The following is a 16,400-nucleotide window of genomic DNA, read 5'->3' as shown; positions in this document are numbered from 1 at the left end:
TTCCTGGCCCAGTCGAGATACACTGCAGAATATGCTTCCCCCAGGCGATCAGAGAGGACACCATGTTTACCCCGCGCCAAATGCTACTGATCGGAGCCCTGCTCGCCCCCCAGGCTCAGGCTGCCGACACACCTGAACCACAGGATCTGCGCCAGATATTTATTCAGCATTACTCCTCTGCGGTCGCTGAACCCGGCATTCTTAGCGATGCCATCCACCAGACCCTGTCCGCCTACCCGCTCTACCCCTATCTCGAGTATCAGGTGCTCAGGTCATCTCTTGAAACGCAGACAGAGGAGCGTATTAATGACTTCCTCATGCGCAATGCCGACACGCCACTGTATGGACGCCTGCTGTTTGCCTGGGCACGCCATACGGGAGAACAGGGCCGGTGGGACAGTTTCAACACAGCCTGGCAGAAGATTCAGCGCCCCAGCACCGAACTCAAGTGCCTTAACGGGCAGTACCAGCTTGAACAGGGCAACCTGACCACTGCCTGGAACCAGGCACGCGAGCTTTGGACTGTCGGCCATTCACAACCCGACATCTGCGATACGCTCTTCGACACCTGGCTCAAGTCCGACAACTTCCGCTCGGCTGACGCGCTCAACCGCTATCGTGCCGCCCTGTTCGAGGGACGCGAAGGGCTCGCGACCTACGTAAGCCGCTTTATTACCGACACATCGGATCAGAGCGAAGCCAAACGCTCCCTGTCGCTGTTTCAGAATCCGCGCCTGTTGCTGGATGAACCGAAGCAGCTGAGTACGAGTACCACTGAAGCGCATCGTTTGCTGGAGGTGACCGTACGCCGTTTGGCGCGCCAGGATCTGGAAGCCGCCATCCAGTTGTGGATTCGGGACAGGGAGCGGCTGAAAGTCACTACAGACGATCAGGCCGAGCTCTCCAGCTACCTGGGTGTCTGGTACGCCAAACGTTTCCCCGATGCCGAGGGTCGCAAACTGCTGACTCAGCTTGACCCGAACTTCCGCTACCCGAACCTGACCGGCTGGCGCGTTCGGCTGGCCCTTAGTGATCGCAACTGGCCCCAGGTGTCGCAGCTGATCAGCAAACTACCCTCAGATGAACGCCAGTCCGACCGGTGGCGCTACTGGACCGTTATCGCCAATCAGGCACAGGGCAAATCGGATGAAAAACGCCTGGCCTCTCTTGCGGAAGAACGCAGCTTCTACGGTTTCATGGCCGCCCAGATACTGGGCCATCGCTACGAACTCAACGACAGCCCTGCCAAGCTGGACCAGGCCCTGCTCGACAAGCTTGCCGCCCTGCCGGCCTTTACCCGCATGCGCGAACTGCTGGCGCTGGAACGCTACTCGGATGCTCGTTCGGAATGGAATCTGGCCACTTCTGACATGCCGCCGGAGCAGGTTCACCACGCTGCTCACCTGGTCAGCCAATGGGGTTGGCATCACCAGGGCATCCGTGGCGCCATCAGCAGTCGGCAGTGGAACGACATGCAGTTGAGATTTCCCAACCCCTACCCGAAGCTGTTTAGCCGCCACGCCGGCTCCCGTGACATTGACCCCGCCTGGGCGCTTGCCGTCACCCGCCAGGAAAGTGCTTTCTGGATGGGCGCCAAATCCCGCGTGGGCGCACGCGGCCTGATGCAGCTGATGCCGGCAACGGCTCGAGCTACAGCCCGCCGTCATGGTATCAGCCTGCCGGAGCTGGCCAAACTGAGCGAGCCTGACACCAACATTAAGCTCGGCACCGCCTACCTGAGCGAAGTGTCCGAGCGCTTCAACGGCAATCAGGCCTATGCCACGGCCGCCTACAATGCTGGCCCCAACAGGGTCAGCAAGTGGCTGGAGGCACGGGGTGAGTTGCCACTGGATATCTGGATTGAAACCATCCCTTACGATGAAACACGCAGCTATGTGCAGAATGTACTGTCATTCAGGGTGATTTACGAACGTATGGACGAGCGTCCGGTCGCCCTGTTCAGCGACTCGGAATTTGCAACCCTGGCCCTGAATCAGCAGGATTAAGCACTTTCAGCGCTGCGGCAGGGTTTCCAAAAACTGCCGCAGCTGCTGCGCATCGAACGGCCAGCCCAGCTCTCGATCACCGTCCCGCTCGACCAGAACCGGTATGCGCTCGGCATAAGCATCCATCAGCTTTGGATCGTAAACGATATCCACCAGATCAACTTCGGCCTGCCCGGCGACCAGAACCTGCTGCAGCACCACAACCGCTTCATCGCACAAATGACAACCTTCTGTCGTCATCAAATCCAGATACAACACAGCGCAACTCCTCATGAATTCAAGGCCCTATTGTCCCCAATCGCTCTACGGGCAGCAATCGCCCCCTTCAGGCACACAGACAAAAAACTGCAACATATGCCGGTTAGGGTTGCCTATTAGAGACTCAAGAGTATTGTAAGAACTGAGATGGCTTGTCAGCCAAAGCGCTACGTGCCTTTCTCACGAGGCCAGACCGCTACAAGCCCAACAGGTAGTCACGGGCCATCATCCCGTAGCGACCGGCAGCCGTGCATTGGCCGGTACTGATGTCCCAAACAGCAGATTGGAAGCAGGCATTTATGACGGATACAAACGGCAATATCGCAACAGACCCCCAGGAATTCATCAATTACGTAAACCGTGAAACCAGCAAGGTTCTCGAGATGTTCTCCGCCACCGGGGGAGATGACATCCTGCGCCAGTTCACCCAGTCATGGACCGAACTGGCTACCCGATCCCTGGAAGACCCAACCGTCTGGGTTCGCGCCATCGCGGATTACCAGCAGGCCCAGTTCAACCTCTGGCGCAATCTACTGAGCGGCAACACCAGCGAAACCCCGGTTGCCGAACCCCCGCCGGGCGACCGACGCTTCAAAGCTGAAGAATGGTCCAAAAACCCGGTTTTCGACTACATCAAGCAGTCCTACCTGCTCACCTCCAGCATGCTCACCGAGATGGCCCAAAACGCCAAACTCTCCCCGCAGCAGCAGGAGAAACTCGAGTTCTACACCCGCCAGTACGTCGACGCGATGTCACCGTCCAATTTTGCGATCACCAACCCGGAAGTACTGCAGCAAGCCATGGAAACCAAAGGCGCAAGCCTGGTTGACGGACTCAAGAACCTGCTCAGTGACATCGAAAAAGGTCACATCTCGATGACCGACGAATCCGCCTTCCAGCTGGGCACCAACCTGGCCACCACCGAAGGCGCCGTAGTGTTCCAGAACGATATTTTTCAGCTGATTCACTACAAGCCACTGACGGAACAAACATACGAGCGGCCTACACTGATCGTGCCGCCCAGTATCAACAAGTTCTACATTCTCGACCTGCAGCCGGATAACTCCTTTGTACGCTTCTGTCTCGAGCAAGGACAGGATGTATACCTGGTATCCTGGGTTAACCCTTCCCCAGAGCAGCGCGACATCAGCTGGGATGACTACGTTGGCGACGGCGTCCTCAAGGCGATCGACTCCGTCAAGGAGATCAGCGGACAGGACAAGATCAATCTCGTCGCCTGGTGCGTCGGCGGCACCCTGACAGCATCCGCCCTGGGTGTACTGGCCAATCGCAAGGACAACAGCGTCGGCAGCTGCACTTTCCTGACCACCCTGATCGACTTTGAAGATCCCGGCGACCTGCGCGTCTACATCGATGAACAGCAGATCAATCAGCTTGCTGAAAAGGTCAACAAGGAAGGCGTACTGCATGGCCGCGAACTGGCAACTTCGTTCAACATGCTGCGCTCCAACGACCTGATCTGGTCCTACGTCGTCAACAACTACCTCAAGGGCCAGACGCCGCCGCCGTTCGACATCCTCTACTGGAACAGTGATCCGACCAACCTGCCGGCCGCAATGTACACCTACTACCTGAAAGGGATGTATCTGGACAACAAGCTGGTACAACCGGATGCGCTGACCATCTGCGGCGAGCCTATTGATCTGCGCCGGGTGAAAACACCCTGCTATTTCCTGTCCACCATCGAAGACCATATCGCCCCGTGGAAAAGCACCTTCAAGGCGCTGGACCTGCTCAGCGGTACCAAGGAATTCGTACTCGGTGGCAGCGGCCACGTTGCCGGCGTCATCAATCCGGCGAAAAAGAACCGCCGTAACTACTGGATCAAGGGCGAGCTTGGCAAGGGTGCTGACGCCTGGCTGGAGTCCGCCGAACGTCAGGAAGGTTCCTGGTGGAATCACTGGAGCGAATGGATCCGTCGCCGCGCTGGCAAGAAGGTTTCGGCTCCAAGCGAGTACGGCAACGACAGCTACAATGTGATCGAAGCCGCACCGGGCAGCTATGTGCGTAACCGCCTGGACTAACTGTCGCTCAAGGCACAGTAAAACGGGGCCTCAAGGCCCCGTTTTACTGTGCGGCTTCAATCAGAGCCCGCCCATCAGCATGTATTTGTACTCGAGGTACTCTTCAAGCCCCTGACGTGCACCTTCCCGCCCCAGCCCGGATGCCTTGATCCCGCCGAAGGGTGCCAGCTCGGTCGATATAACGCCTTCATTAATGCCGACCATACCGTATTCCAGTGCTTCAGCCACACGCCAGCAGCGCCCCAGGTCCCGGCTGTAGAAATAGGCCGCCAGGCCTGAGTCGGTAGCATTGGCCATCTCGATCGCCTCCGCTTCATCCTTGAACTTGAACACAGGCGCCAAGGGGCCGAATGTCTCCTCACGGGCCACGCACATACGGGTGGTCACGTTCTTCAACACCGTTGGCTCAAACCAGGTTCGTCCCAACGCATGAGGCTTGCCACCACAGACCACTTCCGCCCCGTTAGCAACGGCATCATCGATATGGGCCTGAACCTTGTCTACCGCGGCCTGGTTGATCAATGGCCCCTGCTGCACATCCGGCTCCAGCCCTGAGCCTACCTTAAGTTGAGTAACACGATCTGCCAGCCCTTCGACAAAGCGGTCATAAATGCCTTCCTGCACCAGAAAGCGATTGGTGCAGACGCAGGTTTGCCCGGTGTTGCGGTACTTGGACGCCATGGCGCCATCGAGCGCACGTTCAAGATCAGCATCATCAAAGACGATGAAGGGTGCGTTCCCCCCCAGTTCCAGCGAAACCCGTTTGACGGTGTCAGCGCATTGCGCCATCAGCAGTTTGCCCACCCCGGTCGAGCCGGTAAATGACAGCTTGCGAACCTTGTCACTGCCGGTCAACACCGAACCCAGCGCCTTTGGATTACCGGTAATGATATTGAACACCCCCGCCGGCACACCCGCACGCTCAGCCAGTTCAGCCAGCGCCAGCGCCGACAGCGGGGTATCCTCGGCCGGTTTGCAGATGAAGCTGCAGCCGGCCGCCAGAGCCGGGGCCGCCTTGCGTGTGATCATGGCCGACGGAAAATTCCATGGTGTTATTGCCGCAACAACTCCGACCGGCTCACGGCTGACCAGAATACGGGCATCGGATTTGTGACTCGGCACCATCTCGCCGTAGGCACGCTTACCCTCTTCGGCAAACCACTCAATGAAACTGGCCGCATAGGCCACCTCACCCTTGGCCTCCGCCAGAGGCTTGCCCTGCTCCAGGGTCATCAGCAATGCCAGATCATCCGCATTGTCGAGCATCAGCTCAAACCAGCAGCGCAGAATCGCAGCCCTTTCCTTGGCAGTCGTTTTGCGCCACTGTCGAAAAGCACTTTCAGCCGCTGCTATAGCGGTTTGGGTATCGGCTTCCGCCATCCAGGGAATCTGGACGATCTCTTCACCCGTTGCCGGGTTATAGACCGCGAAGGTCTCACCGCTGATCGCATCCGTCCAGCGACCATCCACATAGGCCTGCTGACGCAGCAAACGACTATCCTTGAGCTTCATCTATCACCTCCAACATGATCCGTACCACCTCAACCGTATCGGGATTGCACTCCCCGGCACTCACGCTTATGCTTGGCGCGTCCAAGGAGTGAATTGTCATCATAGCCGATGCAGGGAACCGCACAGTACTATCGCCCTTCACCCGCTTCACCTTCCAGAGTACTACAGCTCACCGTGTTCAGTTTAAGCCAGAAACGCAACGCAGAGGTCCGCTATTTGCTGCAATTAGGTTGGCCTATAATGGTGGCACAACTGGCCCAGCATGCGATGAGCTTTGTCGACACCCTCATGGCCGCTCGCGCCGGCACCGAGGATCTCGCCGCTATCGCCCTGGGCAGCAGCCTGTGGCTGCCACTGTTCCTCGCGCTGGCCGGTATTCTGATGGCCACCACACCAGTGGTCGCCCACCTGGTTGGCGCCAACCGGGAAGCGGAAACACGCCAGCCGCTGCAGCAGGGCGTCTGGGTAGCAGCCGCACTGGGGCTACTCGGTGTCATTCTGTTGCGCAACGCCGATCCCGTGCTGCAGCAACTGAAGCTTGAACCAGGCCTTCACGATAAGACACAGGACTACCTTGATGCGATCAGCTGGGGCTTTCCAGCCTTTCTGTTGTACCAGGTGATTCGCAGCTACTGTGAAGGATTCGGCAAAACCCATCCTGTGATGCGCATCGCCGTACTCGGTGTGCTGTGCAATATCCCGCTTAATTACGTGCTGATTTTCGGTAAGCTTGGCCTGCCAGAGCTGGGCGGCGTTGGCTGCGGCTATGCCACAGCCCTGGTTATGTGGGTCATGCTGTTTACTGGCGGGATTTATCTGCTTAAAAGCCCACACTTCAAGCCACTGCAACTGTTTCGTCATTGGCAAAGCCCACAACTTCAGCCACTGCTGCAACTGCTCAAGCTGGGTACCCCTATCGGCTTCTCACTACTGATTGAGGCCAGCATGTTCTGCGTTCTGGCATTGATTCTGGCCCCCCATGGCGAGGTCGCTATCGCGGCTAACCAGATCACCATCAGTTATACCGGAATGGTGTTCATGATTCCGCTGAGTATCGCCATGGCTCTCACCATTCGTGTCGGACAACTGGTCGGCCGCGGCAAGCCTGCCGAAGCGCGTTTTGCGGCCTACACAGGCATTCTCATTACCCTGTTCATTGCCCTGTTCAGCTGCAGCCTGTCCCTGTTACTGGCTCGCCAAATCAGCGGGCTCTACACTACAGAGGCAGAGATCCTCACCCTGGCAACCACCCTGATCAGCATTGCGGCCATATTCCAGTTCTCGGATGCCCTCCAGGTCAGTGCGGCAGGTGCGTTACGCGGCTACAAGGACACCAGCGTGCCATTGCTGATGGTGTTTATTGCCTACTGGCTGGTCGGTCTGCCGGTCGGTTACGTGCTGGGCTTCACTGACTGGGTCAGCCAGCCTCTGATCGCCGCCGGCCTCTGGTATGGACTACTGATCGGTTTAAGTGTGGGCGCCGTACTACTTACCACACGCCTGCTACGGATTTCACGTCATGCGATCAATACTGCTGATCCTGACTTTTCTGCTCAGCGGCTGTAGCGCCGCACCCCCTGAGGAGCGCCTGCATGATTATGCCTACCGGGTGGGCAATGCGATTGAATATAAGTACCAACTCAAGTTCGATCGCACAGCCCCCGCCTTCCCACCCAAGCGCCAGCGATCCCTGCAAGTCGATGAAATACGCGAAGGCCTGATCGACGTTCTGGACCTGCGCCGATGCGGCCTGCTGGAGCTGATTGGCGAGCGCAACAGCTCCCTCGGCAAACTGGCACCGCCCTCCCAGCGATTGATTTATGAGACACGCTTTCTGCCTCGACTGCGCCAGTGCATTATCGAACTGGAGCAATCCGGACAAGCCGATGCGGATACCCAGACCCTCCTGTCCAGGCTGCATCAGATCGAGCAGATCAAACGTCGCAATTACGCCCGCGTGATCAGCAACGCCATTTTCAACTCTGACGAGATCAGCCGGCATTTCGCCTTGCAAGCCCAGCCACTCGATAATACGGCCCCTGAACTGGTTAACCGCCTGATACCCGCATTGACCCACTTCGAACACCTGGCACAATTGGCACAGCAGTCTCAGTGGCCCGCCCCTGAGTGGATTATGCAGCTGGAGCAAGACTACGAAGCGCTGTACCGCTCCGATTTCGGCGCCGACTGGCTACGCAGCCTGCTGCTCCTGACTCAGACACTGGAGCAGACTGCCGAGGCAATAGAGGCCCGTCTGGCAAGGCGCCCTATTTGCTTCAACCGCAAACCCACCCCCCAGGCCAATATCATCCGCAATGTATTCCAGCGTTACTACGCCGGCCAGCTTCAGCCCTGGATGTCAGCAATTGATCGCTCAGGCCAGACGTGGCGACGGCAGTGGATCAGCCTGATAGAACTCCTCCCCACCAGCGACAAGATCGAAGCTTACATAACCCAAGTATTTGGCGAACAGCGAGGTAGCCTGTGGCTCGACTACATAGAAGCACGCAGTCGTCACACTCACGCCTGGCAACAACTGCTGAGCCAGTGCGGAATGATGCCAGGCGATAACGATGAGGGTTGAGTGATCTCGATTTTTCGACCATGATGGGCGCACAGCACCCAGGTGGAAAAGGATTTGTCTGCACTCACCTCAGTATTGCGCAAGCCCGCCGGCGTGCCAGCCGTCCTTGCCCCACTCCTGCTTGTTCTCTGCCTGGCCGCACTGGCAACAGGCAGCTCACAATTGCGCCTGGACAGCCGCCAGATCGATCAGTATCGCCAACTGTACGGCGAGGAGGCCGCCAAACGACTCACCGCCTGGCAGACCCTCCTGAACGAAGCGGCGAACCTGCCGGAACAAGACAAACTCGACAGGGTCAACCGTTTCTTCAACCAGGTCCGCTTTATTGACGACCGCATACACTGGGGACAGGAAGATTACTGGGCCACGCCGGTCGAATTCCTGATCAGCAACGGCGGCGATTGCGAGGATTTTTCCATCGCCAAGTATTACACCCTGAAAGCACTGGGGGTCGCCGAAGCCAAGATGAGTCTGGCCTATGTCAAATCACTCGAACTGAACCAGGCACACATGGTACTGACTTACTACTCCAGCCCTTCCGCCATGCCGGTGGTGCTGGACAACCTGATTGGCGAAATCCGCCCGGCCAATCAGCGCCCGGACCTGCTGCACGTCTATACTTTCAACGGCGACAGCCTCTGGCTCAGCAAAAAAGGACGCCGAGCTGAACTGGTCGGCACCTCGGATCGACTCAAGCCCTGGACCAGCGTACAGTCTCGGGTAGAAAACAATCGCGTCAACCTCAACTCGCAGGAGCGTTAAGGATGTCACTGATAAACCAGCTGATCGCAACCGTACTGGCCGTTCTGCTTGGGCTGGTCCTCAGCACACTGTACATTCTTTCCGACAGCTCCCGGGAAACCCTGCTCACCCAGCTCGAATCACATGCTGAAGACAGTGCGACCCACCTGGGGCTATACCTCGCTCCCTACATGCAAGAGCACGATCAAGCCACCATCGCCACGGCGGTTAATGCAATTTTCGACAGCGGCTTCTATCAGGAGATCAACGTCACCGACAGCGACAACAACATCCTGTACAACAAGGTTTATGACCCGGCCAGCAGCATCAACGCCCCCAACTGGTTCATCCACCTGATGCCGATCACCCCTCCGGAAAAAGTGCGCAAGATCGCCTACCAATGGCAGCAGGTCGGCAGCATCCATGTACGCAGCCGGGCCGGTTACGCTTACGAAAAGCTCTGGCAAGGGGTACGCAATGCCCTGATCATGTTTGTCAGCCTGTCAGTACTGTCCGCCCTGATACTGTCATGGCTGATGCGGCATCTCTTGCGCCCACTGCAAGGGGTCGAACACCAGGCAATGGCGCTGGCTCGCCGTGAGTATATTGAGCAACCGACTCTGCCCCGCACCCGTGAACTGCGCCAGGTCGTCTCAGCCATGAACCTGATGGTGCGTCAGGTACAACTGATGTTCGACGAACAGAATCGCAACATCGAATCACTGCGCAGCACCGCCTATCGCGACAGTCTCACCGGACTTAACAACCGTCGAGCCACACTGACGCAGCTGACCGAGCACCTCGAGTACCGTCAGGACTTTGGCCCCGCGTCCCTGATCATTTTCCACCTGAACGATCTTCAGAGCCTGAACCACACATTGGGTGAAGATGCCACCAACCACTTGATCCGCAACTACGCCCAGGGCGTTCAGGCACTGGCTCAGAGCCTGGGCACTCATGTCGTCGGCCGTATCGGCGGTGCTGATCTGGCTCTACTGGCGCAACGACGCAGCTTCGACGACTGGCAGCTGCTTCTGGACCCCTTGCTCCGCAAGACACAGAACCAGTTACAGCAGCAGGGAGCCGATACCGAGGCCAATATCATCAGTATCGGTATCGCATCCTGTGACAGCAACACCACAGCCGAACAGCTACTGACACAGGCTCGCCTTGCACAGCAGGAAGCTGAACAGGGCAGTGACAGCAGCATCGTGCTCTACCATGCCCACCAGCATCAGCAAGGCTGGTCCGAGCAGTGGCAGCGCCATGTGGCTTCAGCGATTCACAACGAGCAGATCTTTCTGCAGCAACAAGCATTGCTCGATAGCGAAGATCGATGCATTCACGCCGAGGTCTTTGCCCGCATTCTGGATCAGGACAATACCCCTTGCCAGGCCGGTGACTTCTTTGGCGTGGCCCGCGATCTGAACCTGCTTGAAAAAATAGATCGTGCGATCGTCAAACATGCCCTGCAGTTCCTGCAACAAAACCCGGATAGTCCGACACTGAGCCTTAACCTCGCCAACCAGGCACTTGCCGAGCAAACATTCATTGACTGGCTGCTGCACACACTAGAGCACAGCGGTGTTACCGATCGTCTGAGCATCGAAATTAATGAAACCGCCATCCTGACCCATATGGAACGCATCAAAACGCTGCGCCAGGCGCTGGGAGAGCTGAATATCCGCTTTGGCGTCGACAATTTCGGCACACATCCGAATGGATTCAGTTATCTGTATGCCCTGCGCCCGGACTACCTGAAGATTGATGGCTCACTGGTACGACAGATCGATCACAGCGATGAAGACCGCTTCTTCGTCAGCAGCCTGATCAGCGTCGCGCATAGCCTCGAGATCAAGGCCTACGCCGAGCACGTGGAGCGGGAAACTCAGCGACTGGAGCTGGAAAAAATGAAGATCGACGGCACCCAGGGCTACCTGCACGGCATGCCGTCTACGCTTAGCTGATACGCTTCCTCACAGGTACTGCCTGACCCAGCGCTGCAGACTACTCAAATCCATGGCGCCCGCCTGGCGGGCAATTTCCTGCCCCTGATGCAACAGCATCAGGGTCGGGATGCTACGAATCTGATAGCGCTCAGCGATCGACTGCGCCTGCTCAGTGTTAACCTTGACCAGCCGGCACTCCGGTTCCAGCGCAGCAGCAGCCTGGGTGAAGATTGGTGCCATCATTTTGCAGGGACCACACCACTCAGCCCAAAAATCCACCAGCACCGGAATATCGGTATTGGCCAGAATACGATCGAATGACTCAGCATCGGCTTCAAACGGCTGAGCGCTGAACAAGGGAGCCTTGCAACGCCCACACTGGGGTGAGTGCTCAAGACGCGCCTGAGGGATTCGATTGGTTGCCAGACAGGCGGGACAGGATATATGCAGGGAATCGTTCATCGGGAGCCTCCAGAATTGCACTACCGAAGTAGATGGAGGCACCCGACGGGGTTTTCAACGGATCAACGTCCCTTGAGGTTAACCAGTGCTTCCAGCTTGCGATTGAGGCGCTCTTCCTTCTGGCGCTTGCGCTGCTGCTGCTCCTGATCGCGCTGCTCTTTCTGGCGCTCACGGCGCTGCGCCTGAATTTCCTTGATTCGGCCCTGAGCATGCTCAGCTTCGCCTGCAGTCACCGTTCCGACGGCTTCACCCTTAAGATCGATACGCTCAGCCCCTTCCTGTACAGAGCGGAGATACGCCAGTGAGCGAACATAAGTCGCAAGTGCACGCTTGATCCTGTTACGCGCCAGTTTTTCATCAGCAATCAGATCTTCCTGAATGCCAATCTTGAGCGGGCGTACATTGTCACGACTGAAGGTCTGCGGATAAGCCTCGATCAGCTGCTCCAGAGCGGCCTGGTTGGCGGCGCGATTCTTGGAGCGGGTCTTGCTATTGGCTGTTTGATTCACGGTTTGACTCTCTGTTGTACCGATTGCTGCCCGCTGACGCTTCTCAACGGCGGACAACCTGTGTTCACACTCCTGCAACAAGGATTCAACTTCCTGCTGCAGATTGATCAGATCTGACACTCAGCCAGCCCCTTTACGAATTAGATACTCGAAGGTTTCGTCTTCCAGCACTGCCTGCTGGACCAGCTCATGGCCCAGGAAGGTACAGAACTTGGGAATATCACGCTGCGTCGAAGGATCCGTTGCAATCACCTGCAACACTTCACCGACCGACATCTCTCGCACCTTGTTATGCAGCAGCATAACCGGCTCAGGACACAGCAGTCCGCTCGCATCGAGCGTGTGATCAACACCGGATTTATTCATGCGGGCTAACGACTCCCCCGACAACACCAAATGGCTGGAAACAATTTCACCTGTATCAACGATACGGGCTTGCGACCTTACAGGAAGCAATTATCCTGATATAGGGACCATCTCTCAAGGAGTAAGCTGATGATTCGTGTACTGATTGAGCGCCATGTCGCCGACGAGCTGAGCGAGCATTACGAGCGCGCCTCCCGTGAAACCCTGCAAAAAGCCATGCATTTTCCCGGCTTCATCTCCGGTGAAGCGCTACATAACACGGCCGATCCCAACCACCGGGTCATACTTGCCACCTACCGATCCGAGAACGACTGGCTGCGTTGGCATGCCTCGCAAGAGCGCCGCGAAATGATGGATCAGCTCACTCCGATGCTGGAAACCGAAGAAAAAATCACCGTCTTCGAGCACTGATTCAGCCTTCCGGCGTCAATGACAACCAGCAGGTAATTTCTTCACGGTCGTGATACAGATGACGTGCCTGCAGCCGGTAATCGATCCCGGCTGCAGCCAACTCGTCGCGAAGATGCCCCAAACAACGCTCCACTTCATCGAAGCGCTGCTTCATTGGCAACTTCAGGTTGAAAATGGCATTGCGGCACCAGCCATTAAGTGCCCAGGTCAGCATTAACCCCGTTACGCGAGCAGGTTTGTCGACCACGTCACAAACCATCCAGTCAACCGGTTTCGAGGGTACAAAGGTAAAGGCATCTTCACGACGATGTTCAACCTGCCCTGACTCCATCAGATCATCATTCATCGGCCCATTGTCTACCGCGGTCACGAACATATGCTGATTAACCAGCTGCCAGGTCCAGCCACCCGGGGCGGCCCCCAGATCCACGGCCGTCATTCCGCCGCGAAGTAACTGTTCCTTGCGACGCGCCGGAATAAAGTAGTGCCAGGCCTCTTCCAGCTTAAGTGTGGAGCGACTCGGCGCCTGATGCGGGAACTTTAGCCGCAACACCCCCATAGACCAGGCAGAACTATTGCCAATAGGGGCAACCCCCACCCAAAGCGTCCGCCCATCCACCACGAATACGTGCAACCGCCAGTCCGCACGCTGCTTGCGTGGCAGCATCAGGTTATCACGCCGCAATGCCTGCGCCAGTGCAGAACCGAATTTGCGCGCGAAGCCGTGTAGCTCGCGCCCATCAGTCGTATCGGCGACCTCGACCATCAACTCACTGGTTTTGGGTAACAGGGCCACCTGCTCACGAATCGGAGTGATGCGGTCGGATGATGGCAGGTTATCCAGCCGCGGCATACAGGCGACCCACTGACGGGCAAATATCAACGCTCGGAACCGAAGCTTGCGCATTGCAGTCAACGCACCATCCGGCTCATGACAGTGAAAAAGCACATACCCCTGCTCGGGATCGAACTGCGGATAACCGTACACACCGACTTCGGCACAGCGAGTGGTGATCTCGGCAGCACACTCTTTTTCGAAGCCAGAACGGCAATACAGCAACAATGTGTTTACTTCAGTCATGAGCCCTCCTCGAATGAGCGCGCACTATAGTAATCCATTGGTCTAATAACAACCGTACTTAAGCGTAATAAATGCCAAAAATGCAGCCAAAATACGGTTTGATCCATATCAAGCAAAACCATAAATCAGCCGGTAAAACACCGAGAAAAGCCTAACGAATGACCACATTGTCGAAGAAAAGCATCACCACACCAACCAAGCCCCCATGCTATCCCCCTGAATTTATTGGATTATCCGACTTGGGGCCCAGCTAGTGCACCAGATAAGTATTTAAAAACTGTCCTGCGACAATAAACCACAGTTAAAGGTTCCATCACATTGAAATGCCGTGGGTATTCCCAGATAATTGCCGGTGGAACTCTTCTTACTACTATTAGCTTGTTGATGAGAGCCTGACATGAGCACTGCAACTGAACACCCGACTTACAACTACAAAGTCGTGCGCCAGTTCGCCATCATGACGGTGGTCTGGGGCATCGTCGGTATGGGCGTCGGCGTCCTGATCGCCGCCCAGCTGGTGTGGCCTGCACTGAACTTTGACATTCCCTGGTTGACCTACGGACGTATCCGTCCGTTACACACCAACGCGGTAATCTTCGCGTTTGGTGGCTGCGCACTGTTCGCAACCTCGTACTATGTGGTACAGCGTACCTGCCAGACCCGACTGTTCTCTGATGCCCTGGCATCGTTCACATTCTGGGGTTGGCAAGCAGTTATCCTGGCAGCAGCAATCACCCTGCCGATGGGTCTGACCAGTGCAAAGGAATATGCGGAACTGGAATGGCCGATCGACATCCTGATCGCCGTTGTCTGGGTCAGCTATGCAATCGTATTCCTCGGTACTGTCAAGAACCGCAAGACCTCCCATATTTACGTGGGTAACTGGTTCTACATGGCTTTCATCATCACTGTTGCGGTACTGCACATCGTCAACAGCCTGGCCATCCCTGTAACACTGACCAAGTCCTACTCCGTTTACCCGGGTACAGTGGACGCCATGGTTCAGTGGTGGTACGGCCACAACGCGGTAGGTTTCTTCCTGACTGCCGGCTTCCTGGGCATGATGTACTACTTCGTACCCAAGCAGGCCGAGCGTCCGATCTACTCTTACCGTCTGTCCATCGTGCACTTCTGGGCACTGATCGCGACCTACATCTGGGCTGGTGGTCACCACCTGCACTACTCTGCACTGCCTGACTGGACCCAGTCAGTCGGCATGGTAATGTCCCTGATCCTGCTGGCTCCGTCCTGGGGTGGCATGATCAACGGCATGATGACCCTGTCTGGCGCCTGGCACAAACTGCGTACCGACCCCATCCTGCGCTTCCTGGTGGTATCCCTGTCGTTCTACGGCATGTCCACTTTCGAAGGCCCAATGATGTCCATCAAGACCGTAAACGCCCTGTCTCACAACACTGACTGGACTGTTGGCCACGTACACGCCGGCGCTCTGGGCTGGGTCGCGATGATTTCCATCGGTGCGGTTTACCACATGATCCCGAAACTGTTTGGCAAGGCTCAGATGTACTCTGTTGGCCTGATCAACACACACTTCTGGCTCGCAACCATCGGTACCGTACTGTACATCTGCTCCATGTGGGTCAACGGCATCCTGCAGGGTCTGATGTGGCGTGCAGTTAACGAAGACGGCACTCTGACCTACAGCTTCGTCGAAGCGCTTGAAGCCAGCCACCCGGGCTACCTGGTTCGCTGGATCGGCGGCATGTTCTTCCTGACTGGCATGCTGCTGATGGCCTTCAACACTTGGCAGACCGTACGCAGCGGCAGCACCGTAAAGGCTGCTGAACCCTCTGCCCAGACGGCCTGATTGAGACGAGGAGCAGATAGCAATGATCAAACACGAAACGATTGAAAAGAATATCGGCCTCATGATCCTGCTGATCATCATCACGATCAGTGGTGGTGGTCTGGCGGAAATCGTACCGCTGTTCTTCCAGAGCGCTACGACCAAGCCGATTGAAGGCCTGCGCACCTACAATGCGCTGGAGCTGGAAGGCCGTGACATCTACATCCGTGAAGGCTGTCACGTCTGCCACACTCAGATGATCCGTCCGTTCCGTGCGGAAACTGAGCGCTACGGCCATTACTCAACCGCCAACGAATTCGTTTGGGAGCACCCGTTCCTGTGGGGTTCCAAGCGTACCGGTCCAGACCTGGCCCGTGTTGGCGGCCGTTACTCCGACGACTGGCAGAAAGCTCACCTGTACAACCCGCGTGACGTAGTACCCGAGTCCAAGATGCCGTCCTACCCTTGGCTGTTCGAGAACAAGCTGAGTGGCAAGGACACCGTGGCCAAAATGGAAGCGCTGCGTAACCTGGGCGTACCGTACAGCGATGAACAGATCAGTTCTGCTCGTGAGCAGGTTCAGGGCAAACCGGAGATTGACGCTCTGGTAGCCTACCTGCAGTCACTGGGCAAAACCCACTCTGTTTATACCAACCAGCGGTAATTTTC

Annotated in this window: 15 protein-coding genes; 9 read left to right on the top strand and 6 right to left on the bottom strand. The window is 56.8% G+C overall.

The genetic code is table 11. The features are described 5' to 3' along the window. Nucleotides 1–62: 62 nt before the first annotated feature. Nucleotides 63–2,006 (top strand): transglycosylase SLT domain-containing protein, encoded by a 1,944-nt coding sequence (locus tag ABD013_RS03250; RefSeq protein ID WP_343802215.1) that lies wholly within the window; start codon nucleotides 63–65, stop codon nucleotides 2,004–2,006. A gap of 6 nt (nucleotides 2,007–2,012) precedes the next feature. On the opposite strand, the gene ABD013_RS03245 is transcribed toward ABD013_RS03250, so the two are convergent. After that, entirely contained in the window at nucleotides 2,013–2,264 is a 252-nt protein-coding gene (locus ABD013_RS03245; RefSeq protein WP_343802212.1) for a glutaredoxin family protein, read from the bottom strand. A 299-nt stretch (nucleotides 2,265–2,563) separates the two neighbouring features. On the opposite strand from ABD013_RS03245, the gene ABD013_RS03240 reads away from it, so the two are divergent. Beyond that, nucleotides 2,564–4,309 (top strand): PHA/PHB synthase family protein, encoded by a 1,746-nt coding sequence (locus tag ABD013_RS03240; RefSeq protein ID WP_343802209.1) that lies wholly within the window; start codon nucleotides 2,564–2,566, stop codon nucleotides 4,307–4,309. A gap of 60 nt (nucleotides 4,310–4,369) precedes the next feature. On the opposite strand, the gene ABD013_RS03235 is transcribed toward ABD013_RS03240, so the two are convergent. Then, nucleotides 4,370–5,821, bottom strand: a complete 1,452-nt coding sequence (locus tag ABD013_RS03235) for an NAD-dependent succinate-semialdehyde dehydrogenase (RefSeq protein WP_343802205.1) — start codon at nucleotides 5,819–5,821, stop codon at nucleotides 4,370–4,372. A 240-nt stretch (nucleotides 5,822–6,061) separates the two neighbouring features. On the opposite strand from ABD013_RS03235, the gene ABD013_RS03230 reads away from it, so the two are divergent. The 4 genes from ABD013_RS03230 to ABD013_RS03215 are packed head-to-tail and all read left to right on the top strand — an operon-like array spanning nucleotide 6,062 to nucleotide 11,113. Next, on the top strand, nucleotides 6,062–7,387 hold the full coding sequence (locus ABD013_RS03230; protein WP_343802202.1) for an MATE family efflux transporter: 1,326 nt from the start codon (nucleotides 6,062–6,064) through the stop codon (nucleotides 7,385–7,387). Next, the gene (locus ABD013_RS03225) at nucleotides 7,341–8,405 is read left to right on the top strand and encodes a DUF3080 family protein (protein WP_343802199.1); all 1,065 of its coding nucleotides are present in this window, start codon (nucleotides 7,341–7,343) and stop codon (nucleotides 8,403–8,405) included. Before ABD013_RS03230 ends, ABD013_RS03225 begins: the two co-directional genes overlap by 47 nt. Nucleotides 8,406–8,459: 54 nt before the next feature. Next, nucleotides 8,460–9,167: a transglutaminase-like cysteine peptidase gene (locus ABD013_RS03220; RefSeq protein ID WP_425543380.1), complete on the top strand. Its 708-nt coding sequence runs from the start codon at nucleotides 8,460–8,462 to the stop codon at nucleotides 9,165–9,167. Nucleotides 9,168–9,169: 2 nt separating this feature from the next. Beyond that, nucleotides 9,170–11,113, top strand: coding sequence for a bifunctional diguanylate cyclase/phosphodiesterase (locus ABD013_RS03215; RefSeq protein WP_343802196.1), 1,944 nt, complete (start codon nucleotides 9,170–9,172; stop codon nucleotides 11,111–11,113). A gap of 9 nt (nucleotides 11,114–11,122) precedes the next feature. On the opposite strand, the gene trxC is transcribed toward ABD013_RS03215, so the two are convergent. From trxC to tusA, 3 genes are all read right to left on the bottom strand, one after another. Then, on the bottom strand, nucleotides 11,123–11,557 hold the full coding sequence (gene trxC, locus ABD013_RS03210) for a thioredoxin TrxC (RefSeq protein WP_343802193.1): 435 nt from the start codon (nucleotides 11,555–11,557) through the stop codon (nucleotides 11,123–11,125). Nucleotides 11,558–11,619: 62 nt separating this feature from the next. Next, nucleotides 11,620–12,186, bottom strand: a complete 567-nt coding sequence (locus ABD013_RS03205) for a ProQ/FINO family protein (protein WP_343802190.1) — start codon at nucleotides 12,184–12,186, stop codon at nucleotides 11,620–11,622. Next, entirely contained in the window at nucleotides 12,187–12,432 is a 246-nt protein-coding gene (gene tusA / locus ABD013_RS03200) for a sulfurtransferase TusA (RefSeq protein ID WP_343802187.1), read from the bottom strand. A 129-nt stretch (nucleotides 12,433–12,561) separates the two neighbouring features. On the opposite strand from tusA, the gene ABD013_RS03195 reads away from it, so the two are divergent. Beyond that, nucleotides 12,562–12,843: an antibiotic biosynthesis monooxygenase family protein gene (locus tag ABD013_RS03195; protein WP_343802184.1), complete on the top strand. Its 282-nt coding sequence runs from the start codon at nucleotides 12,562–12,564 to the stop codon at nucleotides 12,841–12,843. Nucleotide 12,844: 1 nt separating this feature from the next. On the opposite strand, the gene rlmM is transcribed toward ABD013_RS03195, so the two are convergent. Beyond that, nucleotides 12,845–13,924: a 23S rRNA (cytidine(2498)-2'-O)-methyltransferase RlmM gene (gene rlmM, locus ABD013_RS03190; RefSeq protein ID WP_343802181.1), complete on the bottom strand. Its 1,080-nt coding sequence runs from the start codon at nucleotides 13,922–13,924 to the stop codon at nucleotides 12,845–12,847. A 397-nt stretch (nucleotides 13,925–14,321) separates the two neighbouring features. Between rlmM and ccoN the strand changes: the two genes are divergently transcribed. Both ccoN and ccoO read left to right on the top strand, forming a co-directional pair. Beyond that, entirely contained in the window at nucleotides 14,322–15,752 is a 1,431-nt protein-coding gene (gene ccoN, locus ABD013_RS03185; RefSeq protein WP_343802179.1) for a cytochrome-c oxidase, cbb3-type subunit I, read from the top strand. Between the two features lie 22 nt (nucleotides 15,753–15,774). Next, nucleotides 15,775–16,395, top strand: a complete 621-nt coding sequence (gene ccoO / locus ABD013_RS03180) for a cytochrome-c oxidase, cbb3-type subunit II (protein WP_343802176.1) — start codon at nucleotides 15,775–15,777, stop codon at nucleotides 16,393–16,395. Nucleotides 16,396–16,400: the final 5 nt, after the last annotated feature.

The sequence above is a fragment of the Marinobacterium maritimum genome (assembly GCF_039523155.1).
Lineage (GTDB): Bacteria > Pseudomonadota > Gammaproteobacteria > Pseudomonadales > Balneatricaceae > Marinobacterium > Marinobacterium maritimum.
The sequence above is the reverse complement of the archived record's forward strand: the minus strand, read 5'-3'. Positions and strand labels throughout refer to the sequence as shown.